We start from the raw sequence: 26,899 nt of genomic DNA, 5'->3' as shown, positions 1-26,899 counted from the left end.
GAGCAGCGTTATTTGACGCGTTTATTCGCATCTTTTATGAGTTGCTCGAGGATCAAATCAGGTTGAGCGAATTTTCGCGCTAGGATCATGGCGGAGATGATATAGGGTTTCCAGCTAGCTTCTTTATAAGTCGCAATACGATATTTTTCGAATACACCTTCGGTAACTTCACCTTCGGGGCAGGAGACACCAGAGATATCTGCCGGTAAGCAATGCATATAGAGTGCTTTGCCGTTATGGGTAAGTGCCATCATTTCTTCCGTGCAGTGCCAGTTTTTATGATTAGCATTTTGCACCAAACAATGTTTTTCTAATGATTTTAAGCCATCGTGATCGTTGTTACGTAATAATGTGGTGCGTTGCTCCATCACTTTATAAGGCGCCCAAGATTTGGGATAGACAATATCCGCATCTTTAAAAGCTTGTTGCATAGTATTAACCTGGCGGAAAGTGCCTCCCGACGCCTGGGCATTCTTTTTCGCGACGGCGACGACTTCAGGGATAAGTTCATAACCATCAGGATGGGCTAGTGTTACTTCCATACCAAAACGTGTCATTAGTCCAATAATACCCTGGGGAACGGACAGCGGTTTGCCATAACTCGGTGAATAAGCCCAGGTCATGGCAATTTTTTTGCCTTTTAGGTTTTCCAGCGAGCCAAAATGTTCACGTAACCAGGCTAGATCAGCCATTGATTGGGTTGGATGATCGATATCACATTGTAAATTAACTAATGCTGGACGTTGTGGTAGTACACCTTGTTGATAGCCTTCATCCAACGCATCACCGACTTCACGCATATAGGCATTACCTGCGCCAAGATACATATCATCACGAATACCAATGGCATCGGCACAGAAGGAGATCATATTGGCAGTTTCACGTACTGTTTCACCATGGGCAATTTGTGATTTACCTTCATCCAAATCTTGTTGGGTTAGCCCTAACATATTTAACGCAGAAGCGTAGGAAAAACGGGTACGAGTAGAGTTGTCGCGAAAGATAGAGATACCTAAGCCATTGCGGAATACATTAGTTGCAATATTATCTGACCGCATGGTTTTGAGTATGGCAGCAATATTTAGCACCTGAATTAACTCATCCTGACTTTGTTCCCAGGTCAACAAAAAATCTTTTTTGTTAAGGTTGGAGTGCAGTGCTTTGATATCCTTGAGCAATTTATTAATTGTTTTCATCATAAAATCCTAATTTAAAATAGCTAGTCAGATAGCGAATATGCTGTGCAGAACTAAGCCAAGGATCTGCATAAGCTATTGAAGTAATATCAATAAGCATGCCAATTCTTTTGCTCAAAATAAGAAATGATGGCTGAAAGATAATAGCGTGATAATAATCACAGAAAATGATTATTAAGGTAAGGGAATGAAAGCAAACAATAAATTTTTGCGTTATGGCTAGTATTTCTAGATTGATATTTCATGTACTGTATGGCTGATAACTCTATCATTAAGAAATGATTCTATCCTTAATCAGGATTGTAGGCTAAAAATGACATTGTTTGGCAATATAATAAATAAAAAAATTAATTATAAAATAACAGAGTTATCTTTATTAATATACTCATTGGAATAATAAAAACACAATTAAATTACAATTTATAAATATAAATTTAAATTTTAATTATCGATATTTATTAATTCATAATGATAATTTTGATACAGAATTATCATTTTAATAATGAGCTTTGATATTTTACGATGGACTGTAATCCAGGAAGAATCATTTTTCTATCAATTTAGGCTATATGGAGCGATGTTACATTATTTGCACATGCCCTATAGTTCATTAATTACGATATTTGTTGTGTAATAATTTAGAACATAAGGAAAATGATCATGTTGGGTATAAGTTCTCAATCTGCTTTAATGCAGATCCAACCAACTATCCTGCGATTTACGAAAGTTCTTTCCCGTGTATTACAACTTGAAGTTGAAATTGTAGATGGTGCATTAAGACGTGTGGCAGGTTCTGGGCCTTATGGAAAATATTTAGGGCAGAAGCTGGAACGAAATTCGCGTTTATTGCGTTACGTCATTCAAACTGGAAAAGAGAAGGTTGTCATCCAGTCTCGCTTGGATCCACTGTGTGAAGACTGTGAAAATAAAGTAAATTGTAAGGAAAAAGCTTTTTTAGGGACACCAATATTTTTCCAGGATGTTTGTGTCGGTGTAATAAGCTTGGTGGCTTTTACTCATGAGCAGCAGGAAAGAATTAAACATAATTTACATGAATTTTCTGATTATGTGCAACATATTTCGACGATTTTTATTTCAAAATTGTTAGACGAACAAAGTGGTGTCAATAATACCAGCTCTGCATTAATGACTTTAGTTGATAATATTGATCAAGGGGTTTTGATATTAAATAGTCGCAATAAATTAAAATTAGTCAATGCTATTGCACTTAATATACTCAATTTAAATTATGAAAAAATAATCGGCAAGGCGTTTACCATTCGACCGCTAATTTATCAGGAAAGTTTTACCGGTGGTCATATGCAATATGTTATCACTTGCGGAGATATATCTGAAATATTGACAGGTCAACTTCATAATATACAAGATTATCAAATATTTCTGATGGCTTTTCATCAATTACCGCTTTATGCCAATTCGACATTTGAATCTGCTGAACCGCAGATTGAGCATCTGGTTGGGGAGTCACCACCAATGCGTAAGTTGAAGAAATTGATTAGCCGTATTGCGCCAGGCCCTTCAAGTGTACTGATTATTGGTGAAAGTGGTACCGGTAAAGAGGTGGTTGCCAGAGCTATTCATAAATTAAGTCATCGTAGTAATAAAGCTTTTGTTGCAATTAACTGTGCCGCTATTCCAGAACAGCTACTGGAAAGTGAGTTATTTGGCTATGTAAAAGGGGCTTTTACCGGTGCTTCAACTAATGGTAAACAAGGATTAATTCAGGCGGCAAACCAAGGAACACTGTTTTTGGACGAAGTCGGTGATATGCCACTGGTTATTCAGGCAAAGTTATTACGTGCGATCGAGGCGCGCGAAATTCAGCCGATAGGTGCCAGTAAAGCTGTACCGGTTGATATTCGGATTATTTCGGCAACTAATCAAAATCTGGAAAAATTTGTCCGTGAGGGAAAATTCCGCGAAGATCTATATTATCGTTTGAATGTTATTCCTTTAGCTTTACCACCATTACGAGAGCGACAGGGAGACTTACTACTACTTATTCACTATTTTCTTAATCTCCACACTAAGCGTCTTGGACTAGTGTATCCTGGGATTTCACAAGAGGTGTTGGAGCGTCTCAAAGCTTACCACTGGCCAGGTAATTTACGTGAACTAAGCAATTTGATGGAATATTTAATTAATGTCACTTCTTCAGGTGATGTTATTGATATTGCATTACTTCCTCCCAATTTGGTCAATCATCGTAAAAATGATTTTAAGGTTGAGACACTGGTTGTCCCTAACATCGATCTAAACGAACCAGCGATTGATGGTGCGGTAGTGCTTGAAGATATGGAAAAACAGCTGATCCGTGAAGCCCTGAGTCGTTATGGCAGTAAAAAACAAGCAGCAAAAATGCTTGGCATTGGTATTGCTACTTTATACCGTAAGATAAAACGCTATGAATTGACATCGGGCTAATGAAAATGGGCAATGGCTTAAAAAATACCATGCCCAGAGATAACTTATTCGCAGTGTTGTATCGCGTCAATGATCATTTGATAACCCGTACAGCGACATAGATTACCGGCTAACCCATGGCGTATTTGCTTAATAGTTAATGGCTCGGTACGCGGTTTGGCTAAAAAAGCGGTTGTTGCCATAATAAGGCCAGGTGTGCAGAAGCCACATTGAACTGCGCCGTTATTGACATAGGTTTGTTGTATTTTTGATGCGATACCATTGGTCAATTCGCCTTCTACGGTGCGGATTGTTTTACCTTGTGCCCAGATAGCTAGGTAGAGGCAACTATCGATTGCGACGTCATCGACTAGCACCGTACACGCACCACATTCACCGACGTGACAGCCTAATTTGACGCTAAGCAAACCTTCTGCCCGTAACACTTCTGCCAGCGACATTGCTGGCGATAAGGTCAGTTGACGAGGAACGCCATTAATATGACAATCAATCGTGGTTAACGCTTTAGCATTCATATAATTTTCCCTCCTGCGCGCATAACAGCTAAATTTATTACTCGCTCGGTTAAAGTGTGAATAAGATGTAAGCGAAATTCTTTTTCCGCGCGCCATGATGTTCTTGGCGAGACATCGTGCGTAACAGCTTGACCAATAGTGACCAGCGTTTGACGAGTGAGCGCTTTGCCACGGGCAGCTTCTTCTGCATGCAGGCAGCGTATCGGCGTAGGTGCTGCGACACCAAAAGCCAGTTTGAGTTGCTGAAATTTACCCTGTTTAATGTCGCAAAGGGCCGAGCAGCCAATAGTGGCGATATCCATCGCATCGCGCATCGCATATTTGAAGCTGGCAGCACCTTTATTGCGATAATTTTCAGCTTTAAAATGAAAAGCCGTTAAAATCTCATTTGCGGCTAATGCGACTTTTCCTGGGCCGGTATGAAAGCCGTTAATTGAGGTATAGCGACTCCCTCCTGGTGAAGCAATTTCTAGTGTTGCATCATAGATCAAGGATGGACAAGCGGAATCAGCGCTGGGTGCGCCATTGCAAATATTACCACCAAAGGTAGCGACGTTTCGTATTTGTGGTCCGGCGATCATGCTTGCGGCTTCTACCAGGGCCGGAAGATGTTGCTGGGCAATTGGATGGTTGATTAATTCATTGAAAGTCGTACCCGATGCGATACGAATATTACCCGCCTGATCACAATCTATACCGCGTAATTCTGGCAAATCATGGATATCAATAATATGATCAAAGTGTGAATTTAGGTGGTGTAATTGGATCAACACATCCGTTCCGCCGGCCAATAATCGAGCCGTAGGGTTTTGCGCTAACAATGCTACCGCATGAGCGATATTGTCAGCCCGATGATAATTTTTAATGTCATACATATTTCTAACCTCTGATCAGCCCGGCTTGAACAAATTCGCGAAATAATCTTTTTGGTGTGAGAGGCAGGGAATTAATCGCAATGCCCGTCGCCATCCGTAATGCATTACGAATTGCCGGGGCTGGAGAAATTATCGGCGGCTCACCTAATGATTTATGACCATATGCCGATTGTGGTTCATAGTTGTCGATAAAGACACATTCCAGTTCAGGCAGATCCATCATGGTTGGCATTTTATAATCAAGTAAATTAGGATTACGGACAATACCGCTTTTTTCATCGACTATCAGTTCTTCATATAAAGCCCAACCAATTCCCATTCCCATGCCACCATGGACTTGTCCTTCAGCCAGCTTAGGATTAAGAATGCGGCCAGAATCATGTAGGTTAAGAATACGATTGATAGTCACCTTACATAGCGGAATGTCCACCGTTAAATCGACAAAAGTACAGCCAAATGCCGGCGGATTATTCGTCGTTTTACAGGAAGATTCAGCAGAAAGTTGTCCCCCTAATTCAGGATTGTAAAAAGTATCCATGGCGACATTGGCGACTGGGATGAGAATTTTTCCTGGCTGGCTGAGTGATACAATGTTGCCATTGATAATAGTTAGATCTCTTTCTGATTGACTGAGGATAATGGCGGCATGTTGAACAATTTTTTGCCGTAAAGTTTGTGCTGCTTGTTGTAGTGCTGGTGCGGTGACATAACTTTGTCGAGAACTAAACGCGCCAGGATCGAAGGGAGTTATATCGGTATCCTGAGTCGAAATAACATTGATCATATTAACAGGCATGCCCAATGTTTCTGCCACCATCTGGGCAAATACGGTATCTGAGCCTTGACCTATTTCGGTGGCACCTATTTGTACATTCACTATGCCATCTTGATTTAACAGTAGGCGGGAACTGGCAATTTCAACACCAGCCGGCCAGGTATTAGAGGTATAACTAAAACAGGCAACACCAACGCCGCTACGAATATCACCGCTCATTTGTTGACAGGCCGCTTTACGTGCTTGCCAATTAAATAGTTCACGTCCTTTTGTCAAACACTCAATTATACCTGCGCTTTGAATAATGGAGTGATTGATTGGATGGCTGTCTCCGGTGCGGGCAGCGTTGATAAGTCGGATCTCTACCGGATCGATATCTAACTCAGCAGCGGCATCATCAAGTAATGATTCTAAGGCAAAAGTGACTTGTGGAGCGCCATAACCGCGCATAGCTCCTGCCGAAGGTAGATTGGTATAGCAGGTGGTCGCTTGGTAGCCAAATGCACTGCGCGGATATAAGTAAGCAACTTTATTGGCTGCGGCGCCAGCAATTGAGTGACCGTGAGAGGCATAAGCGCCGGTATTAGATAAGACATCTAATTGATATCCTTTCAGTTCTCCGTCGGTCGTGATGCCTAATTTTGCATCAATTCGGAAGGCATGCCGAGTACGCGAAGCATAAAAGCACTCTTCTCGCGAAAGCATCACTTTTACTGGCACACCACCAAGTTTTAGTGTTAAAAACGCCGCCATTGGTTCTTCTAATACGTCCTGTTTGTTACCAAAACCACCACCAACATGAGGCTTGATAACACGTATTTTAGACCATGACATATCCAGTGCTTGTGCAACGATACGACGCACAATATGAGGGATCTGGGTACTGGAGACGATAATAATGCGATCTGATTGTTCCATCCAGGCAAAGCTGGTAACACTTTCCATATGACAATGTTGAACAATCGGGGTGGTAAAACGTTTGCTAAATTGATGTGGAGATTTTTCTATTGCGGATATCGGTTCATTCGCGGTAATTTGGCTATGTTTAAGTAGGTTGCCATTACTATGAATATTTATTGCATCAGCCGCTTTAGCTGATTCAGGGCAGGTAATAACGGGCAGTTGTTCATAGGTTATTTTTACCGTCGCCGCCGCTTTTTCTGCGGTAAGCTCATCCCGAGCGACAACAATAGCAATGCCATCACCAAAATGGCGTACATGGCGAGTTAACAATAAACGATCGGCTATATCGCGTTTTTTTGTATCAAGTGTCCAGGCATGTCCGGCCGTTGCGAAAGGGATCTGAGGAACATCTTGCCAGGTAAATATATTGACAACACCAGGTAGCGCTAATGCCTCACTATAGTCGATTTCAGTAACATAGCCATGAGCGATAGTGCTGCGAACATATTTAGCATAGAGCATGCCTACCATCGATATATCATCGGCATATTTTGCCCGCCCAGTTACTTTTGTCAGAGCATCTGTACGCAAATAAGATAAGCCGAGTTGCATCTCCTCGAACTTTTCCTTTTTTTTTAACATTGCTATTTCTCCTGTTGAGAAAAATCAAACTGATCAATGTTAATACGCAATATGTATGCCACTATGCAGATTGATCTTATGGCAGAGATAAGATTGAGATGGAGATAAAACTCTGGGAAAAATTTTATTAGATTAATAAAATAAATAGGTAACAAAATAATGTCAGTATTTTCATATTGAGAAAAAAATTATTATTTTGATAATTTCCCCAGATTTTATTATTTTATTTATCAATTAATAAACATTAAATCGTTTAATGATATTTTAATAATTTTATTCTATATTATTATTTTGTAATTAATTTGTTATTATTTAAGAATTGATTAAATTATTTTATTTATTGTTCGATATTAGCCGCTGAAAATATTTTTTATTAAAATTGATTAAATGATAATTTATAGTGAAATATTTTTAGGAAAAAGTCATTTTTTTAGAAATAGATCAAAGAATATAATAACAACAATTTTATTATATTAATTAAAATTAAAACAGTAAGGATGAATGTTTTGATTAAAATCAATAAATTTAATAAGCAAATAGCAAATAAAATATTATTGAATGATATTAATCTAAATATCCCACCAGGTGAGATCCATGCATTATTAGGTGCCAGTGGAGCGGGCAAATCGACTTTATTACATTGTATAAATGGTTTAGAACTTACCGGCTGTGATGGCAAACTTGAATGTAATAATATTAATGTTATGAATTTATCCGGTTTATCTTTACGTCGTTATAGAAAAAATATTGGCATGATTTTTCAAGATTTTGCATTAATGCAAAGAAAAACAGTTATTGAAAATGTTGTGTTACCGATGCAATGTTGGAATATTGCTGCCGCAATAAGAAGTCGTCGAGCAAAAGAACTACTGGAATTAGTTGGCTTAGAGAATAGGTCGCAATATCGGCCAGAAGCATTGTCTGGTGGCCAACAGCAACGAGTTGCAATCGCTCGGGCACTAGCCTTACAGCCGAAGGTGTTATTATGCGATGAGGCAACATCAGCTTTAGATCCTATTACTAGCCATGCTCTACTTGAGCTTATTAAACGTATTAATCGTGTTTTAAATGTGACTATTATTATGGTAACTCACCAATTAGACATAGCGAAGCGCATTTGTAACAGTATGTCGATTATTGAAAATGGAAAAATTACGCTTTCAGGAATAACAAAAAATATTTTTTTGGCAGAGCCACCTGCATTAAGACGGCTTGTCGGGCTTGAAAATATTGAAATAAAGCCAGGTGAAACAGGTTTTAAATTAATGATAACGGGTCATGATAACGACGGATCTATTATTATTGATTTATTCAATATTATTGGTAAAAATTTTAAAATGATATTTTTGCGCTCAGAATATTTATTAAATGAATTGATTCACTTTTATTACCTGTCAATAAAAAATGAATTTTGTCATAAAGCTAAAGATTTTTTTACCATTAACGGGATTTGTTTTAATACTATAAATTAACAATTTTATATTATTTGACTATCATGAAGGTCGAAAATATGTTTCTTAATATCACAACAACCCAAGCTTTCAATTATTTGCCTTTAATTATTTTTCCTGCAATTTTAGCAACATTGAAAATGTTATTTTTATCGATGATATTAGGTTTAATTATCGGTTTCTTTATTGGTGTTTTTCTGGTGTTATTTTCACCTGATGGTTTAATGCCAAAAAAAAGCATCTATTATTTTCTTAATGGGTTAGTCAATTTTGTCCGTTCTTTTCCAGTTATTATTTTAATTGTTGCACTTATCCCATTTACCCGTTTCATTATTGGTACTTCTGTCGGTTGGCAAGCGGCGGTGGTTCCTTTAACCATATCGGCATTTTGTGCTATTGCCAGGTTAATTGAAAATTCATTACTTGAAGTCGATAAAAAAGTCATTTTGGCGGCAAAATCTTTTGGCGCCAGTAATCGGCAAATTATTTTTAATGTCATGTTAATCGAGGCATTACCAGCCATTTTTTCAAACCTAATTTTTTCATCAATTCAATTATTGGCAAATACAACTCTGGCTGGTGCGGTTGGTGCCGGTGGATTAGGAGCAATGGCACTGACTTTTGGTTATCAACGATTTGATGAAATTATGATGTATTCGATAGTACTAGTTTTAACCATTTTGGTCTTCATTATACAAAGTGTCGGTAATCATTTTTATAAAAAATTAAAATAATATTTTTTATTGAAAGTTATAGTTAAGGAAGGTTTTGTGAATACACAAAGTATGTGGCTGGAAACGATGCTTGATCTTTCACGCCAGCCGGTTGGTATTCGTTTTTTATATAATGATGAGCTGTATAACCGCTGTGAAACAGCAGAAGCCTCAGCGCCTTTACCCTACTGTTTGGCAGTAAAAAATGCGTCATTTGGTACAGCTTGTAAACTTAATATTAAAAAAATGGCATGTCTGGCCGGCGCGCGAGCGTTGGGTGTTTTAAAATTTGAGCAATATATTGTTAACAATAATGATATAGCTTCTGGCCATCGAAGTTACCAAATGGGACTCTATGCTAATTACGCCATTAGCCATCAAGTTGCTAAGGATATGGTATATTGTCAGCATCAGGTGCAAGGCATTGAAATTAAACCACTATCTTTATATACAGAATCTCATCCTGACGTGGTTATTATTATCGCTAATTCTTTAAATATGATGCGGATCGTTCAAGGCTATGCTTATCATTTTGGTCAATTAAAGAATACTAAAGTTACCGGTAATCAAGCAATATGCCAAGAATGCACCTCTTATCCCTTTGAGCGGGATCAAGTTAATTTCTCTTTTCTATGCTCTGGAACGCGTCATGTAGCAAAGTGGCGCGAAGAAGAGATCGGTATCGGTATTCCTTTTCATTATCTCGATAAGATTATTGATGGCATTTGTCAAACGGCCAATCCAATGGCTAGCAATAAAGCAAAAAAGTTGATATTGGCGAAAGCCGCCAAGTTGGGTTTGTCTAATCGGATAGATATAAAGCTAGGTAACAATTATTACACTGGTGGCTATGGTACTTTGGAATACCATAGACGCAAAAATAATCAAATTATGAAATAGTCTTGCTAAGAGAATTTACAATGAAGAAATTCATTTATACAGTTGTTTCGATTGTTATTGTTTTATTTATATCAAATCACTATCTTGGGTCAATAAAAGGGGCAGATAGCAATAATCCATTACAAAAGCAGATCGCTTGTAGTGGAGTTTTATGTGATATTGTCGATTTTGGTGCTTACTGGATAGCTGAGCACGGTATTAAAACTGAACGTGTTTATATGGATAACGCCGTCAATATTTTGCATGCCGTTAATGATGGTAGTGTCGATGCCGCATTAGGTGTACACGAAAAGTTTTTAGCTTATTTTAATAAAAAAAATAATGCCAATTTGGTAATGATTAAGCCATACCCATTCACGACTGGAATAGGATTGTATTCAGAAAAATACCACTCGCTGGCGGATTTTCCTGTCGGCGCTAAAATTGCCATTATGAATGATGCAATGAATATGGATCGAGCGCTAGCCATGCTACAACAAGCCGGTTTAATTGTACTGGATGCAAATAAAAAGAGTAATTATAGCCTGTTGGATATTATAGATAATCCACGCAAAATTGTATTTATCGAGATGGATCAAACACAAACCGTTAGCGCGTTACCAGATCTTGATGGTGCAGTTGCTTTTTTCACTCATATCTATAATGCAGGCAAAGCGGTCAATTCCTATATTGTTCGTGATAAAGATGCTGAACAATTCCCAATTGGGTATGTGGTTAATAGTCAGAATGCTAAGCAACAATGGGCAAAACTTCTGGCTGACAGTTTATGCGCCAAGCCAGTACGGGAAAGTGTACAAAATGATTTTAATGGAGTGTTCGAATATTATTAATATTCATCACCCGCCTGTGGTAGTGATATTTGCTATTGGTTTTTTAGCTAATAGTATAAATAACATTACGCAGTGACTGATTTATATTTTTAATCATCACCGATGGCCAATTTAAATTGGCCATGGTTTTCCCCTTTTGCTCATTGCTCTATTGGTAATGACCAATCTGGTAAATCAGCTAGCGGTTAAATTTCTGCTATCAGTTGGTAGGTAATTGGGAATTTTTTAGCCATATCCGTTTCTTTTAAACCCATTCTACTTTGGTAGTTAATAAATAAATTCATATGGTGTTGGTTAATAAAAATATTCTTACCATTAAAACTAGGCGATGCTAACATGCTTAATTCGGACCATTTCTTATTTTGACTTTCATTGCCCACTTTTCTTTCGGTAGAGAAATAGTCTCTTACGGTGTAGACATTTTTTCTCATAAGCAAATATTTGGGCAGATCAGCTAACATAGTATCGTAATGTTGTAATATTGCTTCATCAGTCAGAGAAAGGGTGTTGTTTAGTTTTACTCCCCAACATGTTAATTGTTTTTCAACTAAACAACGAACGACTTTGCCAGGATCGGTAAAATCTGTTGGCAGGTTTTTTACACCGTCACCGGTTTCTGACGCATTACCCACAACAGTAGCATGACGTCCGGGCATTGCATAGATGGCAATTTTACCGCGAACATCTAAATTATTGGGCATGACTGGCGTGAAACCCACTGAGGCTTCATGGCGTGCATAGACAGCATAATAGTCATGGACATTAGGTTTAATCTTGGTGCGATGTTCAGCAAACTGAAATAAACCCGGTACCGGATCGATGGCAAATATATTAACCTTAATATGACGTAATTTAGGATCTTCAGCCATGGCATTTGCCATCATATGGCAGGTCACGCCGCCACGACTCCAGCCGACTAAATTAACTACCTCGATTGGTTGACTATTCGTAGTTCGGATTTGAAACTGTTTTTTTTGCGTATGATAGCCTTCTTGTTGCGCAAAGAAGAAGGGAGCAGCTTTCAGCACCGCTAGCGCATGTTCTACGTTATTTTCCCATCCGTTACCAAACAGTTGTCCCGCCATGTTAGAGTGGTTACCTGGTTTTATCCATTTATTCTCTTCTTGTAAATTTCCGCTACCAGGTCCATCGACAATGATCCAATTATAAAATTCTGGGGTAGCCATATTTTTTGCTAAAGTTGAAATTAATTCACCGTCATGAAAAAACCAGGCACTATTTTTATCTTTATCCTCGATGGCGGCATTAGGTGTACTGTCGTTACGATTAGAGCCTGTACCGCAAAAAAATATGGTAAATATCGACATTTTTTATCCTTTATGAGTCAGTGATGAAATCATAATGGTTGTTATCCATGGCAGATAAATATGTTTATCAGTTCAATTTAAACCAATCTTTAATTTGAATGCGTAAGATGTTGTTGTTAGCCATATTTCATCAAATGTATTTTGTTACCCTTAATGATGCTAAGAATGGCTTCTACTGTGAGATTGTTAGCTTTATTTAATAACTATCCGAATACATTACAAATATATTGGCTATATGACGCCATGGTTTAACAACGTTATTCTGCTATAAGTCTTAAATAGGAATGAAAATTTTTTGCTAATTTCATATTTATCTAAAATAGATTTAAATATGTATTAAAAATAAAGCTATATTAAATCACTTGTCGGAAAACAAACGTTGAGCAAGGTCGAAATGATACCTCATTGGTTAATACATTCAGTATTTGCGGTTGACCGACGAAACACCAACCTGAACCACTATAAAACATGAAATTAAAGGCATTGGGGGCATCAATAGTACCATATTCATCAAAATTTAAACTATCGGTGATATTACCGCCACTGGTATTTTTACGAATAAGGTCATTTATTTTTTTATTAGTAGGATGTTGATTATGAAAAATACGAATATAGTTTTTGCCGAGCGGTGAATCTCCTACAATTAGCGAACAACCGTTCATTGCAGGGGTAAAAACAAACTTGTATTGAGGATTAATTCGGAGCACATCAACATAGCCAGAAAGTTCTGTACCACTAACATATGGACACCAATGAGCTTCAATAATAACGTCGTCTTTATCCGAGTGCTTGTCTGATACTAATACTAATTCAAGGTTATTTTTCTGTCCTTTATAAAATTGTAAATCAAATAATGCTTTCTTATCCTTGTTGCATCTATGAATCTGATCTTTGTGTCTTACAGGAGCGTAAGCAGACATTGCTCTATTAAACCAAGTAATAGAACTAATTGTATTTTGTGATATAAAAACTATGGGGTTATTTATAAACTCTTGATTAAGACCATTCATTGCAAGTCCTTATTTATACTTTTTAGATTCTATATTTAAATAAAAATATTTCTTCTGTGGTAAATAATTTTAAAAGGTTAAAAAAGAATAACTTTTCTATATTCAAGCTATTACTGTTGTACACTGATAATTCAAATAATATTTGTGATTATTTAACTGTGAAATTGTTGTTAACTTTTGATTATGTTTTTTATTATATTTATTTAACTATTTTCATAAATAGCTAATTTTATTTTGCACAAATGGATGAAATTTATTTTTATTATTTTTTTATTATTAGTAGTATTTAACCTTAAGGTTTAATTTAAAATAATACAGTCTTTTTATTTTCCACGATAATTCTATTTAATTATTTTTGACTAGTCAGAAATGGCTTTTTTTTGTTCATGTGACTAGTACGAAAATAAAACCACAATTGTTTTATTTTTTATATAAAAAACAATTAGTTGTTTGTTTTTTTGTTTTTTTGTAGCGATGAAAGTTATTGTTTGTAATTACAGAATATGCGATCTTCTGGACTAAAGAATTAATTGATAAATAAAATTAAACGAGAAAGTTTTTTGCTAAGAATAATATTTATGAAATAAGAAATAATTAATTTATCTCTTTTTTGATTTTATCTGGTGGTGTATCCATATCTATCCACCTCCCAATATTTATATTTATGGTAATAGCACAATGAATACACAACATAAACTTAATAGAGTAAGACCACCTAGAGTTCAAATTACTTATGATGTTGAACTTGGTGGTGATGTTGAAGAAAAAGAGTTGCCTTTAGTCATTGGTGTGATTGGTCAATTTTCCGAACAAGCGTTACCAATGCGTGAACGTAGTTTTATGCATATCGATAAAGATAACTTTAATGCAGTTATGGAGGGTTTAACGCCATCACTTGCCATGCAAGTAGAAAGTGTTTTACCGGAAACAGAAGGTTATCTGAATGTCGACTTGCAATTTAAATCGATAGCAGACTTTTCGCCAGAAAATTTAGCCCATCAAATCGAGCCCTTGCGCCAATTATTAGAAATTCGCAGTAAATTAAGCGATCTAAAAGGGCGAGCTTTGAGTAATGAAAAACTACGCGATCGCTTAGCAGAAATTATGGTTGAGCATCAACAAAAGGCTTCTTCAACCGGTCAATCTGAAGTCGAGCCAAAGGCAGATGATGTAGCGCCAAAGACAGATGCACCGCAACCTGATCAAGGGGAGAAATAAACGCAATGGAACAGCAATCACAAGGACAAGGCACGCAATCGCAAGCAGCAGTTAGTGGTGATTTACTGGAACAAATTATTGATGCGACTCAAGCGGTAAGGAGAGATGTAGATCGTTCACGGGTAAAGGAGCAATTAGGGCACTTTATGTCTGAAGTCACTGCTGGTTCTTTAGTTGTTTCCGGTGATTTGATTGACAGTATTGAACTTCGTATTGCCGCAATTGATGAAATTTTATCTGCCCAATTGAGTAAAGTATTACATCATGCTGAATTTCAACGATTGGAATCTTCCTGGACTGGGCTAAAAGGCTTGTTGGATAAGAGTGAAACGGATAATACCCGTATTCTTATGCTTAATGCCACCAAAACGGAGTTAGTCAAAGATTTTAAATCGGCCGCCGATTTTGATCAATCGATGCTGTTTAAAAGTGTTTATGAAAATGAATACGGTACTTTTGGTGGTGAACCTTTTTCAGCTTTTGTCGGTGATTTCGAGTTTGATAACACGCCGGAAGATTTGTATCTATTAGAACAGATATCTCATGTTGCCGCTGCCGCTCATGCGCCATTTCTCAGTGCAGCCAGTGCTGGCATGATTGGTTTAAATGATTTCAGTGAATTACCACGTCCCCGCGATCTGTCAAAGCTGTTGGAGACCTCGGATTATCTGCGCTGGAAACGTTTTCGCGATTCTGATGATTCTCGCTATGTTGGATTAACAATTCCCCATGTAATTGGTCGATTGCCTTATGGTGCAAAGACCGTTCCGGTTGAGCAATTCTGTTTTGAAGAACAAATTGAAGAAGATAATAACAATAGTTATTTATGGGTCAATGCCGCTTATTCGCTAGCCGGATGCATGGTAAAAGCATTTGAGCAATATGGTTGGTGTGCAGCTATACGGGGTATTGAAGGTGGCGGATTAGTTGAGGCATTACCCACTCATCATTACGTTTCGGTGACCGGTGAGAAAAAATTACAGTGTCCGACCGAAGTTGCCATCTCCGATCGTCGTGAAAAAGAGTTAGCCGAGATGGGTTTTATTCCTTTGGTTTATTATAAAGGCACTGATTATGCTGCTTTTTTCTCGGTTCAATCACCGAATAAGCCAAGAAAGTATAAAACCGAATTAGCTAATGCTAATTCTAAGTTGGCCACACAATTGCAGTACATCATGACCACATCGCGTTTTGCTCATTATTTGAAAGTGATTGTACGCGACAAAGTGGGTAGTTTTATGTCACGCAATGAGTGTCAGATTTATCTACAAAACTGGATCAACCAGTATATTGTCGGCTCCGATACTGTCGGCGCTGAAATTAAAGCTAGTCATCCATTACGTGAAGCCAGGATTGAAGTTCTTGAAGTACCTGGTTCACCAGGAACTTACCGAGCAGTGGCTTATTTACGTCCGCATTTCCAATTGGAAGGTTTAAGCATGTCATTGCGTTTGGTCGCTGATTTGCCACCATCATCTGCCGCATAAGTATTTTTTAATAATAAAGTGAAGGGAGTTATTTGTTATGAGTACAGGTATTTTCTTAAATCTAGGTGACATTAAGGGCGAGAGTACAGATAAGAATCACAAAGATTGGATTGAATTGCGCAGTGTTAATTTTGGTATTTCTAACAATGCACAAGTCGCTTCTAGTGGTCAGAGAAAACTGAATAAAGGAACGGCGAGTTTCAGTTATATACATTGTACCAAAGTCATGGATATTAGTTCAGTAAAATTATTGTCTGCTGTTGCACAGGGTAATTTCCTAAAAAATGTAAAACTCAGTGTTTGTACCATGTTTGAGAACGAGCTTCATCCTTATGCTGAATTGGAAATGGATGAATGTATGATCTCAAGTATTTCTGAGAATGCGGACAAAGATGGTGGCTATCCTCATGAAAGTTTCACTATTGTGTTCTCCAAAATCAAATGGACTTTCACACCGCTTACTCCTGAAGGTAAGAAAGGTAATAAGGTAGGACCAGAAGGTTGGGATCTGATACAAAATACTAAACAGTAATATTTACTGACGCTTAAATTAAACAAGTTGCGGACTCAATAGATCGGCAACTTGTTATCTGACAAATAGTTTATTTTTTATCATCGGGAGGGGACACAAATGCAGGCACAAGCCATACCATCGTTCTTATATCGTTTACATGATGATTTCCCGCATGAGGAAGAATTTGAGATAAAAAATAATCAGCGACAAGCAGCGATCGACTCGTTGGTCTCTGATTTAAATATGTTATTTTCATCCCGACCGCTATCAGGCAGTTTAGAGGTTTATGATGAACTTGAGCGTTCAATATTAAATTATGGCGTGATTGATGTGGTTGACGTCGACATTCTGAATGATGATCGCATTGAGTTACTCAGAAAAAATATTTATCAATCTCTGGTGCTATTTGAACCGCGCTTACAAGATATAACCGTAAAATTACAAAACAATTCGCCGGAAAATATTGTTTTTTGGGTGCAAGGACTATTTTGGGGACAGCGCATCGTTTTTTCTGTCACCTGGAGTAGTGTGGCCTATAGCTACTCTATTTTTTGGGGAGAATAACAATTTCATGTTACTACCACAAAAAACCTTAGACTATTATAACCGAGAGTTAAGTTATCTAAGAAAATATGGGGTTACTTTTGCTCGTCGTTTTCCTAAAATCGCGCGTCGATTAGGGCTAGCTGAAGGTATTTCTGAAGATCCACATGTTGAACGTTTGGTGGAATCTTTTGCTTTTTTAACAGCGCGTATTCATCAGAAGATTGATGAAGATATGCCTGAATTGAATAATGCCATGATGGAGATACTAGCGCCCCAATTTATGCGCCAAGTGCCATCTGTTTCATTGGTACAATTCCAACCTGAGCCAGCAACTTCTGGTATAACGGGCGTTTTATCTGTTCCTCGCCACAGTTTTTTAACTTCTAAGCCAGTCGATGATGTTACCTGTCGTTTCCGTACTGTTTATCCGGTAGAAATCTTACCAATAGATTTATCTGAAGCATCACTTAAACAAGATCCCTATGATCGAAATTTTATCTTAACGCTACGTTTTATCACCTGGCCAGCAGCTCAGTTTCAGGCGCAATCTATCCGTTTATATTTACATGGTGCGCCAACGATTACTCATGGTTTATATGAGCTTTTGTTATCACAGGTCGATGAATGGCAGTGTTATGTTGACCAACAACCGGTTGAAACAACAGCCGATAATATTCAAGCGATAGGATTTGAAGAAGCAGATTGCCTCTGTGCGGATGATATGGCTATCAGTCCTGTTCATCATTTATTACGCGACTATTTCAGTTTGTTAGAAAAATTTTTATTTATCGAATTACCGTTACCTAAATGGGAGCTATTGTCTGGTGAGTTCCACTATCGTTTCCGGTTAAAAGATTGTCATACTTTACGCCGGCTTGAGCGCAATTGTGACAAGGTTAATGTAGAAACATTTCGCATGAACTGTAGTCCGATAGTCAATTTATTTCCCCATCAAGCTGAGCCGATGACCTTATCGGATAGTGAAAGTGAATATCTTATTCAGCCTGATGCGCGCCGTCCCTTAAGTATGGAAGTTTATAATATTCGGTCAGTAGAGGTTTTTCAGCGCAGTAAAGAACAGGAATACAACAGCAGCATAAAAGTAAAGGCGCTATTTGGTATTGAGCATCATGAAGAGCGAGGAATACCTTCATTATATTGGCAGACAACCCAAAGAGCATCAATGCTGCCAAATGATCAAGGTATCAATACCTTCATTGGTTTTGCGGATTTGCGTGGTAAACGCCATACTCCGGCGGTAGATGTCGTAATGTTAAAAATTATGTGCACTAATCGCGATATGCCACAGAAATTAAGTAATGGTAATTCAGAGGGTGATTTTGATGCTGAGTTTGCGTTACCCGGCGTAAAGGTTATTGGATTAATTAGGCCACGACCGCCGTTACGCCCACAGCTCGATGCTGCGCAAAATTGGCGAATGGTGGCACAACTCAATCTTAATCATATGTTACTGTCACAGGATGAAAGTGCGCAGCGGCTACGAGAAACGCTCGAACTATATAATTTACAGAATGATATGGCGGTATCGCGCTTGATAGGGTTACTGAGTCGTATCACGATTAATCCAATATCTGTCAGGTTAGATCCGGCTGATCCTTATTCTTTTGCCAAAGGTCTGGAGGTGACGCTGACATTTCAATCTCAAGCCGAAGAGTTTATTGATTTTTATCTATTTTGTTGTGTACTAGAAAGATTTATTGCGCTATATGCGCCAATAAATGGTTTTACCCAGGTCGTTACTTGCTTATCCGGTGTTACCCATAGTCTCAAGCGTTGGCCTAGGCGTTGCGGGAGAATGGTATGGCTATGACTTTTTCCCTGCTCGGTGGTAGTTTTTACCAAAATGTGCGCCGCCTATTGAGAAAATGTCTCAGAAAAGGGCGTCAGGTGAGCGTACCTGATGATGTGGTACGTTTTGAATCGGTATTGACCCTAGATGCACCAGAGCGGGAAGTTGAAAGTCTTACGGTTGATGAGCTGACGGCAGAAGCGACAACTTACTGTATGGCAGTCAACCATTTTGGTTTATTGGGCACCCATGGCGCTTTGCCGTTACGTTATACTGAATGGCTGATTGATCGTCGTTATCGTTATAATGATGATTCAGCTAAAGCGTTTCTCGATGTTTTCAATCACCGTCTACTGAGTTTACGTTTTCAAGTCTGGCAGAAGTATCGATTATATGTCAATGCTGAATTAAATACTCAGCGGCAGCTACCGGCAGTGATTACAGCGGTGACAGGTCTATTTCCCGAAGAAGTCACTACCTTACCGGCGGCTGATATGAGTGGCTTATTATCGGCATCCGTACGTTCGCTAGTCAATTTGGAACGGTTGCTGCAACGTGAATTTCAACTCGCGGTTAAAATTCAGCCATTTTATGGACGTTGGCGTAAGGTAGCCAGTGAATATCAGGCCATTTTAGGGCGCTGTCGTTTAGGCGAAGCGCCTGTCATAGGACAATATTTTTGGGATATTCAATCTCATTTTTTGATCCAATTTACCTGTTCAAAGCCTCAGCAATACGAAAAATTTTTATCAAATAATGATGCTTATCGTCAATTGAATCAGCGGGTATGCTTATTCACCGGCGGTATATTAACTTTTTCTTTAGTATTGTTAATGGGTTATAAGGGAACAGGCATAATATTAGATGGCCAATTTTATTTAGGAAAACATGGTTATCTGGGAAATGAAGCTTTATCAGTAGCGCCCAGACTTTATATAACACCAATTAATTAAAACAGAATATTATGTTATTAGCTCAAAACAATCGATATTTACAGTTGTTCGGCGCAATGGGTAATAGTGTTGCCTTAAGTAAGATTGAAGGAGCAGAGTATTTATCTCGTCCCTATTTATTCACGCTGGAACTTTATTCAGACAAAAAATTTGCTGATTTGCAAAGTTATGTCGGTCATTCGCATGGGTTAAGGATTGGTGATGGGCGGGAAAGCCGTTTTATCCATGGCGTTATAACTAAACTACAGCAGAGTGGTTACAGTGAAACGATTTATTGTTATAAAGCGCAGTTAGAGCCTTGGTTAGTTTTGCTAATGAGTACGCTCAATTCACGCGTCTATCAGGACATTAATGTACCGGATATGGTGTGCGATATATTAAAAAAACGTGGTTTTAGTGATGTCCGTTTAAATTTGAGTTATTCCTACCCAAAACGTGAATTTTGTATGCAATACCGCGAGTCGGATTTTGATTTTATTATGCGTCAATTAGCCTCGGCCGGTATCTTTTATTATTTCAGCCATGAAAAAGATAAGCATCTATTAGTGTTAGCAGATCATCCTAGCTCATTTTCGCGCGCGCCTTTATCAACATTGCCTTATCAAACATCAAGTGGTCAACCTCAATTGATGGGATTGCGCGCTTGGCGTGCTAGCCGTAAGGTGATCCCGGCTAGTGTAGAAATGAGTGGTTACAATATCAAAAATGCCGTACCGGTATTTGCGAGTGCTAAGGCCCGTGGTGATTACGCCGTCAATGATAAACTCTCAATCTATGATTTTGCTGGACTTGAACAACAGCAGCAATTAAACGCTCGTGCCGCTTTATATATGGAGCAGTGGGAGTCGCAGGCTGGTTATTTGGAAGCGATAAATAGTTATCCGGCATTGCAGGTTGGCCAGAGATTTACTCTACAAGGTGATCCCGCCGTTAATGGTAACTATGCCGTTAGCGGACAACAGTTAGTGGCAGAAAGTAATCTGGATAGTAATCAGCAACTATTTTCATCGCGAGTCACTCTATTGCCGGCAGATAAAACCTGGCGCCCTTCTCTGACAGTAAAACGACCCAGTATTGCGGGTGTGTTATCTGCTCAGGTTGTAGGCCCATCGCAGGAAGAGATCCATGTCGATGAAATGGGCAGAATAAAGCTCCAATTTCATTGGGATAAAGAGCATAAGAAAGATGATAACAGTTCATGTTGGATCCGCGTTAGTCAATTGGGGAATGGTGTTCGCTTTGGTACGCAATTTCTACCTCGTGTTGGTAGTGAAGTATTAGTCAGTTTTGTGGATGGCGATCCTGATTATCCGATTGTAGTGGGTACAGTGATGAATGGCGCCAAAATGCCACCTTTTTCATTACCTGAGCAAAAAACCCAAAGCGGGCTAACAACAAGAAGTAGTCGTAAAGGCAATGTTGATCAGGGACATCAATTATGTTTTGAGGATAAAAAGGGTGAAGAATTTATTCTAATCAATTCGCAAAAAGATTTGCAATGGCAGGCTAATAACGATTTATCAGCGGTTATCGAGCGGGATGTGCGATGGGAGATCAAAGGGAAACAGGATGTTTTAATTGATAAAGGTAATGATAGCTTAACGTTAACTAAAGGTAATAAAACCGATACGCTCAATAAAGGAAACTTTGTCACGTTGCTTAATAGTGGTAATTACAGCTTGAATGCCAAAGGTGGCAAAATTGATATCTCGGCAGGACAATCTTGCACTATTACTGCGAAACAGAAGATTGAGTTGCGAGTGGGAAATAGCTCATTGTCAATCACGCCTGCTGGTATCACTGTTAAGGGGCCAGTAATCAATGTAAAAAGTGACGGAATGCTAAAAATGACGGCCGCTAGCACCACAGTGGAAGGGACAGGAATGTTAACGCTGAAAAGTAGTGGTATGACAAAACTCAGCGGTCTGGTGGTACAGATTAGTGCCTCAACCATTGCGATGTTAAAAGGGTTATTGACCAAAATTGGTTAATAGCACGGTTGGTTAATCTTAGGAGCCATCATGGTAAAGCTAAAACACTGTCAATTATCGTCTGTTGCGGAGCAAATATTGCAGCCACTTGCTCCTCATAATCAAAATTTACAGGCTTTACGTCAGGATGCTGAATGGACGGATATGGTGTTTTATACCGTGTTTATGCTGCCATATCGTCAGGCGCTCGATTTGGCTCTGGCATTTATTGGCCACGTTTATGAACGTGAGTTGGTGCAAGAACAGAGGGTATTATTACAACATGCCAGGGATTGGCGTTCACGTGGCGGTGATCAATTCCGTCATCAACTGTTTGAACAAGCAGAGGCGATAGGATTTGATAATCCGATTGCCGGGCTGGTACTGTCCATTTTCCTTAGCGAAGGGAGTGTCACTGCGCCTGACTTGGAAGCTGTCGCTGCTTCTCCGTGGCAGGCGACGCAAGCGTTAGCCAGTGTTTTGTGTCTGATTTTACATTTTTATAGCGACAATCCAGTGTTGCAAGATAAATATGTCGAGCAATTTTTTACCCTAGCCCAACGATATTTGATCCAATTAACTCCTGATACTGACGTCGGTCGGAAAAGTTATTTGTATCAGGAAATGGCTATATAAGGAGAATAATCGATGCCAATGATGCCTGCTGCACGCACTGGTGATTTGCATGTTTGCCCAATGGTTTCACCCGCTGTACCGCCGATCCCGCATGTTGGTGGCCCTATCATCCCGCCGGGAGTACCGACCGTCTTAATCGGTGGTCTACCTGCTGCCACAATGGGCTCAATGTTGCTCTGTGTTGGACCACCAGATACGGTGGTGATGGGTAGTCCAACGGTATTAATTGGTGGTCGCCCAGCTGCTCGATTAGGCGATTTATGTGCTCATGGTGGCGTTATTACCACCGGTTACCCATTGGTTATTATTGCTTGATGGAGAGAAACATGGAGCTGACAGTACTTGACTTTGATCGCTTAATGTTGAAGCACTCTGATGATGTACCGGCCGGAGAAAACATTGAATACCAGCCGATATTTGAGCAGATAAATCAAGCGCGGCAAAGTGATGATGATTTACAGCTTGAAGATATGTGGTCTTGTGAAGTTCGACAGACCGATTGGCGTCAAGTTTCGCTACTTTGTGCTGAGGTATTGGAAAAGCATAGCAAAGATTTGCAGATAGCCTGCTGGTTAACTCAAGCACAAGCTAAATTGCATGGTTTAGCAGGTATGGCGGTTGGTGTCGCATTAATTACCCGTTTATGTGAAACGTTTTGGCCGACACTGTGGCCTAAATTAGATGAAGATGAAGGCGGTTACGGGGCGGATATCCGATTAGCGCAATTAAATTGGTTAGATAATAAATTAAGCCACATATTGGAAGATTGGCCACTAACAAATAACGGTAAGTTGAATGTCAGGCAATGGGCCCGAGTACAACATTATGAGCATAGTGTTGCCGCTAATGCTGAACTTAGAAAGCCGCTCCAGGATGATGGCTATTTTGGCATCGCTGATTGTGAAGAAAGTATTCGCCACACGTCGTCATCACATTTCAATCATCTACTAGAGCAAATTCAGACGTTACAAACTTCTCTGCTGACATTACAGTCGAAGTTGAAAAATTTTTGCGGTGAAAATGTCATTGTTATGAGTGATAGCTTACGGCAGATAGAGGAAGTGCAAAGCTTATTGTCCCGGTTTTATCAAGATCGGCTGCCACAAGTGATAGTGGAAGAACAGTTGCATGAACAGGTTAACACAGACAGGGATGAGCAATTGAATAGCCCGTCACTCAATCGGCCCTGTTCACACCTTGAAAAGAGAAAACAGGCGATAGAGCAGCTGTTAACCATTGCTCAATATTTCCGTTGTAATGAACCGAGCAGTCCTGTTCCTTATTTATTAGAGCGAGCGGCTAGTTGGGCAAATATGGAAACAGCACAATGGTTAGCGGAAATGTTAGTTGATAATGATTCGACGCTACGGGAAGTGATGAGAGTAATTAAAGGATCAGAAAATTAATATAAGTGGGATGATGACATGAATCGAACCAAAATTTGCATTCGTTTGATAGTCATGCTGGTTCTAATGGGAAATGTTACCGGTTGTAATTCATCTTATTCTACCGAACAACAGCGTCAATCAGCGATCGAGCAAGCGTCAGCCACCTTTGCTAGCGATGCGATTAATATTGATCTGATAGCGGATCCGCAATTGAATGCGTTTAATCGAGTGCCCAATAGTTGCACGGTACTTATTATTCAAGCCGAAAGGCGTGAGCAGTTAGATGGTTTATTAAATAACCCTACGCTTTTACGCAATCTTTTTGCTCGTGCGGGCGGTAGTGAAAATATACTTAAATTGGATAGTTATGTCATGATGCCTGGTCAACGCGTGACATTACATCTAGATCGCGTAGAGCAGACACGTTATGTGGCATTGATTGCAGGTTATTACCCGCTGCCGAATGAAAGGCATGCACGGATTTTTTCTATTCCTCTCGAATTAACCTCACAGGGCTGGTGGAATAAGCGTTGGCAAGCCAATTTTATTCCCATCAATATCGAAATTACGCTAGGTGAGGCGTCTATTGTTCGCAGTAATAAATCGGTTAGACGGCCGAGTGATGATGTCGTTTTTCCCTTCCAATCGACAGCGGGGAAAGCGAGTAAATCTACCACCAGATAACCAGTTTAAATTGTGCAAAATAAAGTGCAACGATGAGATGTCGAGATGTTGTCAGCGATATTTTAGGGGAAAATTATGCTTGATTATAAACCCATATATTGGTTTAGCGGCTTGTATTTACAACCGCAGCATTTACAAACACAGCAACTGCATGATGAATATTGGCGTGCCCGCTATCAATTATTGACCCAACCTTGGGCCTGGGGAGTAATAAATATCACATTTCATCAAGCGGCATTACTGGATGAAGAGTTACGTATTTATGAAGGGCAGTTTATTTTGCCAAATGGTATTTATGCTGATTGTAATGTCAATGCTATCGTTGCTCCTCGTTCATTACGACATTGCTGGCCAGTAAGAGAAAAACCAGTACTGGTTTATATTGGCTTAAGACAGATCAGCCATAATCAAAATAATGTTACTTGTGTAGCAAAAGCGAGTGAGATCACTGAACAGACAACGCGCTGGGTCAGTTGGCCGACGGAGAGACCAGTCAGAGATCTTTATGGCAATGGTACTGAAGTTCAGATACAGCAGATGTCATATAACTTACGCTTTTTTTTGCAAGATGAAATAGCGCAATTAACCGGTTATACGCTATTACCGATAGGCCGATTACGTCAAGGATCAAGTGGTATTGAATGGGATAGTGATTACTTTCCTCCAAGTATGACGTTGAAAGCAGTTCCCTGGTTATGGCAGCGAATTGATAATTTATGTTTAGAACTAACAGGGCGGCTTCATCAATTTGAGGAATTTAAACGACCACCGATGATGAAAACCGGTGAGCTTTTCGAGAGAAAAGATATTTTGCTGTTAACAATGCGTACATTGGCGCGTTATGTCATTAGATTGCAGCATTATAAAGAAGCGCAAGACATCCATCCATGGCAAATAATCGGCTTATTAAGAGAGTTGATTGCTGAACTCACTTGTTTTACTGATCTCTGCTCATTTAATGGCATATGCCAATGGGATGATACTGCAGCCGCTGGCTATGATCATCATGATATTGCGGCAAGTTTGACGTTATGTGAACGTAATATCATGGCATTACTAGATAATTTAATGATTAGGCAGGATAGCATTATCTCATTTGCTAAACAGAGTGAAGGCTATTTTTCTGCCGATTGGTTATTGGAGCCACAACAAAAATATGTCGCTATTTATTTAGTCATGCGTTCAGAACGATTTATCGAGCAGGAATATGCAGTACCTGATGATAGATTGATAAAAATGGCCGCAAAAAGCCAGATTGAGACCATTATCACTCGCTCTTTAGCTGGGGTACGTCTTCATTATCAAATTACCCCACCGCAGGGTTTACCAAAAAAAATCAATAGCCGTTATTTCAAGGTAGAAGAGCATAGTCATGAATGGGAAGAAATAAAAAACAGTGGCAGTATCATACTGCATTGGCCAGAAGCACCGGAAGATTTACAGATAGATTTAATTTTGGCCAGGAGTTACTGATGTACTTAGTTGATTTTTATATGCCGGTTTTTCATCGGGTACTGTTGATTGTGCAACAAGCTGAACAATATAGCGATACATTACGAGAAACGGTAAAAACAATGTTAGTGAAGGCACAAGACAATGCACTGATGCATGGTTATGACAAACAAGATATTGATGATGCACATTTTGCCGTATTGGTTTGGGTTGATGAGGTGATATTGAATGCCGGATCTGAATGGCTCGAACAATGGCGTCTTTCATCGCTGCAACAGCTTAGTTATGACTCTACATTAGGCGGGTTAACTTTTTTTGAGCGTTTAAAGTCAATGTCAATCGATCGTTTTCAAGCCAGGCTGGTTTATGTTTGCTGTTTGCTGTTTGCTGTGTGGTTTTCGCGGCCGTTATGCTACCGATGGTGAAATGGCATTAAATCATCTTATTGATCAGGAGATTAATAATTTGCCCGATCATTTTCGCCATTTTATGACCAATAAAAATTTGAGTTTAATGCCGGCAATGCTTAGTCATACAGACAGTCATGCTCAACCTATTATGAGCAAAGGATGGGAACAGTGTCTTGCTATCGGCATAATATTAGCTTTGTATTTGCTCGCTTCGGTCAGCCTTTTTAATCTTGCTACTTAAAAAAATA

25 protein-coding genes are annotated in these 26,899 nt (G+C 39.1%); 19 read left to right on the top strand and 6 right to left on the bottom strand.

The window, feature by feature from the left end:
* Positions 1–8: 8 nt before the first annotated feature.
* Positions 9–1,196: a knotted carbamoyltransferase YgeW gene (gene ygeW / locus WH390_RS10150; protein WP_032114452.1), complete on the bottom strand. Its 1,188-nt coding sequence runs from the start codon at positions 1,194–1,196 to the stop codon at positions 9–11.
* A 660-nt stretch (positions 1,197–1,856) separates the two neighbouring features.
* Here ygeW and WH390_RS10145 point away from each other — a divergent pair.
* A complete protein-coding gene (locus tag WH390_RS10145) occupies positions 1,857–3,641 on the top strand; it encodes a sigma 54-interacting transcriptional regulator (protein WP_032114453.1) in 1,785 nt (594 codons plus the stop codon).
* Between the two features lie 44 nt (positions 3,642–3,685).
* Here WH390_RS10145 and xdhC read toward each other — a convergent pair whose 3' ends face one another.
* Genes xdhC through xdhA form a run of 3 tightly spaced genes read right to left on the bottom strand, consistent with a single transcriptional unit; the run spans position 3,686 to position 7,321 of the window.
* The gene (gene xdhC / locus WH390_RS10140; RefSeq protein WP_032114454.1) at positions 3,686–4,156 is read right to left on the bottom strand and encodes a xanthine dehydrogenase iron sulfur-binding subunit XdhC; all 471 of its coding nucleotides are present in this window, start codon (positions 4,154–4,156) and stop codon (positions 3,686–3,688) included.
* Positions 4,153–5,031 (bottom strand): xanthine dehydrogenase FAD-binding subunit XdhB, encoded by an 879-nt coding sequence (gene xdhB / locus WH390_RS10135; protein ID WP_032114455.1) that lies wholly within the window; start codon positions 5,029–5,031, stop codon positions 4,153–4,155. Before xdhB ends, xdhC begins: the two co-directional genes overlap by 4 nt.
* A 4-nt stretch (positions 5,032–5,035) precedes the next feature.
* Entirely contained in the window at positions 5,036–7,321 is a 2,286-nt protein-coding gene (xdhA, locus tag WH390_RS10130) for a xanthine dehydrogenase molybdenum-binding subunit XdhA (protein ID WP_032114588.1), read from the bottom strand.
* Positions 7,322–7,857: 536 nt separating this feature from the next.
* Here xdhA and WH390_RS10125 point away from each other — a divergent pair.
* Genes WH390_RS10125 through WH390_RS10110 form a run of 4 tightly spaced genes read left to right on the top strand, consistent with a single transcriptional unit; the run spans position 7,858 to position 11,245 of the window.
* On the top strand, positions 7,858–8,823 hold the full coding sequence (locus WH390_RS10125) for a methionine ABC transporter ATP-binding protein (RefSeq protein WP_032114589.1): 966 nt from the start codon (positions 7,858–7,860) through the stop codon (positions 8,821–8,823).
* A gap of 38 nt (positions 8,824–8,861) precedes the next feature.
* Positions 8,862–9,536, top strand: a complete 675-nt coding sequence (locus WH390_RS10120) for a methionine ABC transporter permease (protein WP_032114456.1) — start codon at positions 8,862–8,864, stop codon at positions 9,534–9,536.
* Positions 9,537–9,572: 36 nt separating this feature from the next.
* Positions 9,573–10,415, top strand: coding sequence for a DUF169 domain-containing protein (locus tag WH390_RS10115; protein WP_052044782.1), 843 nt, complete (start codon positions 9,573–9,575; stop codon positions 10,413–10,415).
* 20 nt (positions 10,416–10,435) lie between these two features.
* Positions 10,436–11,245 (top strand): MetQ/NlpA family ABC transporter substrate-binding protein, encoded by an 810-nt coding sequence (locus WH390_RS10110; protein ID WP_052044783.1) that lies wholly within the window; start codon positions 10,436–10,438, stop codon positions 11,243–11,245.
* Between the two features lie 185 nt (positions 11,246–11,430).
* Here the strand turns inward: WH390_RS10110 and WH390_RS10105 are convergent, their stop codons facing one another.
* Positions 11,431–12,573 carry a hypothetical protein gene (locus tag WH390_RS10105; RefSeq protein WP_052044784.1) on the bottom strand — a complete coding sequence of 381 codons (1,143 nt, stop codon included), beginning with the start codon at positions 12,571–12,573 and terminating at the stop codon, positions 11,431–11,433.
* 353 nt (positions 12,574–12,926) lie between these two features.
* The gene (locus tag WH390_RS10100; RefSeq protein WP_148305518.1) at positions 12,927–13,493 is read right to left on the bottom strand and encodes a hypothetical protein; all 567 of its coding nucleotides are present in this window, start codon (positions 13,491–13,493) and stop codon (positions 12,927–12,929) included.
* 768 nt (positions 13,494–14,261) lie between these two features.
* On the opposite strand from WH390_RS10100, the gene tssB reads away from it, so the two are divergent.
* The 14 genes from tssB to WH390_RS10030 all read left to right on the top strand — a co-directional run bounded on the left by tssB (position 14,262) and on the right by WH390_RS10030 (position 26,892).
* Positions 14,262–14,801, top strand: coding sequence for a type VI secretion system contractile sheath small subunit (tssB, locus tag WH390_RS10095; RefSeq protein ID WP_081932855.1), 540 nt, complete (start codon positions 14,262–14,264; stop codon positions 14,799–14,801).
* A gap of 5 nt (positions 14,802–14,806) precedes the next feature.
* A complete protein-coding gene (gene tssC, locus WH390_RS10090; RefSeq protein ID WP_032114458.1) occupies positions 14,807–16,288 on the top strand; it encodes a type VI secretion system contractile sheath large subunit in 1,482 nt (493 codons plus the stop codon).
* A gap of 37 nt (positions 16,289–16,325) precedes the next feature.
* Positions 16,326–16,820 carry a type VI secretion system tube protein Hcp gene (locus tag WH390_RS10085; RefSeq protein WP_032114459.1) on the top strand — a complete coding sequence of 165 codons (495 nt, stop codon included), beginning with the start codon at positions 16,326–16,328 and terminating at the stop codon, positions 16,818–16,820.
* Between the two features lie 99 nt (positions 16,821–16,919).
* Positions 16,920–17,366 (top strand): type VI secretion system baseplate subunit TssE, encoded by a 447-nt coding sequence (locus tag WH390_RS10080; RefSeq protein WP_032114460.1) that lies wholly within the window; start codon positions 16,920–16,922, stop codon positions 17,364–17,366.
* 7 nt (positions 17,367–17,373) lie between these two features.
* Positions 17,374–19,179 carry a type VI secretion system baseplate subunit TssF gene (tssF, locus tag WH390_RS10075; protein ID WP_032114461.1) on the top strand — a complete coding sequence of 602 codons (1,806 nt, stop codon included), beginning with the start codon at positions 17,374–17,376 and terminating at the stop codon, positions 19,177–19,179.
* Positions 19,170–20,111, top strand: a complete 942-nt coding sequence (tssG, locus tag WH390_RS10070; RefSeq protein WP_032114462.1) for a type VI secretion system baseplate subunit TssG — start codon at positions 19,170–19,172, stop codon at positions 20,109–20,111. Before tssF ends, tssG begins: the two co-directional genes overlap by 10 nt.
* Positions 20,112–20,122: 11 nt before the next feature.
* Positions 20,123–22,102 (top strand): type VI secretion system Vgr family protein, encoded by a 1,980-nt coding sequence (locus tag WH390_RS10065; protein ID WP_032114463.1) that lies wholly within the window; start codon positions 20,123–20,125, stop codon positions 22,100–22,102.
* A gap of 30 nt (positions 22,103–22,132) precedes the next feature.
* On the top strand, positions 22,133–22,717 hold the full coding sequence (locus tag WH390_RS10060) for a DUF6931 family protein (protein WP_032114464.1): 585 nt from the start codon (positions 22,133–22,135) through the stop codon (positions 22,715–22,717).
* 12 nt (positions 22,718–22,729) lie between these two features.
* Positions 22,730–23,032, top strand: coding sequence for a PAAR domain-containing protein (locus tag WH390_RS10055; RefSeq protein ID WP_032114465.1), 303 nt, complete (start codon positions 22,730–22,732; stop codon positions 23,030–23,032).
* An 11-nt stretch (positions 23,033–23,043) separates the two neighbouring features.
* Positions 23,044–24,123 (top strand): type VI secretion system protein TssA, encoded by a 1,080-nt coding sequence (gene tssA / locus WH390_RS10050; protein WP_406850572.1) that lies wholly within the window; start codon positions 23,044–23,046, stop codon positions 24,121–24,123.
* An 18-nt stretch (positions 24,124–24,141) separates the two neighbouring features.
* Positions 24,142–24,789 carry a type VI secretion lipoprotein TssJ gene (locus WH390_RS10045; protein WP_052044785.1) on the top strand — a complete coding sequence of 216 codons (648 nt, stop codon included), beginning with the start codon at positions 24,142–24,144 and terminating at the stop codon, positions 24,787–24,789.
* Between the two features lie 75 nt (positions 24,790–24,864).
* Positions 24,865–26,262 (top strand): type VI secretion system baseplate subunit TssK, encoded by a 1,398-nt coding sequence (gene tssK / locus WH390_RS10040; RefSeq protein ID WP_032114467.1) that lies wholly within the window; start codon positions 24,865–24,867, stop codon positions 26,260–26,262.
* A complete protein-coding gene (locus WH390_RS10035) occupies positions 26,262–26,666 on the top strand; it encodes a DotU family type IV/VI secretion system protein (protein WP_052044786.1) in 405 nt (134 codons plus the stop codon). Before tssK ends, WH390_RS10035 begins: the two co-directional genes overlap by 1 nt.
* Complete coding sequence (locus WH390_RS10030) at positions 26,608–26,892, top strand: DotU family type IV/VI secretion system protein (protein WP_148305519.1); 285 nt, start codon at positions 26,608–26,610, stop codon at positions 26,890–26,892. The genes WH390_RS10035 and WH390_RS10030 overlap by 59 nt, the downstream gene beginning before the upstream one ends.
* Positions 26,893–26,899: the final 7 nt, after the last annotated feature.

It is taken from the genome of Candidatus Arsenophonus nilaparvatae (assembly GCF_045346035.1).
Classification (GTDB): Bacteria; Pseudomonadota; Gammaproteobacteria; order Enterobacterales; family Enterobacteriaceae; genus Arsenophonus; species Arsenophonus nilaparvatae.
This window is presented reverse-complemented; position numbering and strand designations above follow the sequence as displayed.